Here is a 511-nt window from a genome sequence, read left to right as displayed (position 1 = left end):
ACCCCGGCCCGATCAGGTCCACCCACTCCGGGATGGTGTCGGTATCGGCGGTGCCGTCGAGGAATTGGTCGATGTGGACGTTGAGCATGTCGATGGTGGCGGTGGTCGCGCCGGTGTCGGCGTGCAGCTGCGCGGCGGCCGATCCGGTCGGTGCCAGCCCGAGCACTGTGCCGCCCTGGCTGGTCCAGGCGTCGACGAGCACCCGCATCGCGGTGGTCTTCCCGGTCCCGGCCGGGGCGACCGCGACCTGAAACCTCTTGCCGGAGGTGGCGAAGGCCTCCACCATCTCGGCTTGGCCCGTGTTCAGGCCGCGCCCATCGTTGTTGGCGGCGAACTCGACCTCCGCGGTCTGGACCGCGGAGCGTGGGATCGTGGCGCCGCCGCCGAGGCCGGCGGTGGCGATCAGCCTCTTCTCCGCGGCGACGATCTGCGGCGAGGTGTAGAGCGTCGATCCGGCGGTGACGTAGACGCTGGTCCCGTCCGCGCGGGCCAAAGCCGGTGTGGGGGCGGC

1 protein-coding gene is annotated in these 511 nt (G+C 71.8%); it reads right to left on the bottom strand.

The genetic code is table 11. The features are described from left to right. On the bottom strand, nt 1-511 hold a 511-nt coding region (locus A5780_RS08905; protein WP_156769427.1), incomplete at both ends, for an AAA family ATPase.

Source organism: Nocardia sp. 852002-20019_SCH5090214 (assembly GCF_001665865.1).
GTDB classification, from domain to species: Bacteria; Actinomycetota; Actinomycetes; order Mycobacteriales; family Mycobacteriaceae; genus Nocardia; species Nocardia nova.
The sequence above is the reverse complement of the archived record's forward strand: the minus strand, read 5'-3'. Positions and strand labels throughout refer to the sequence as shown.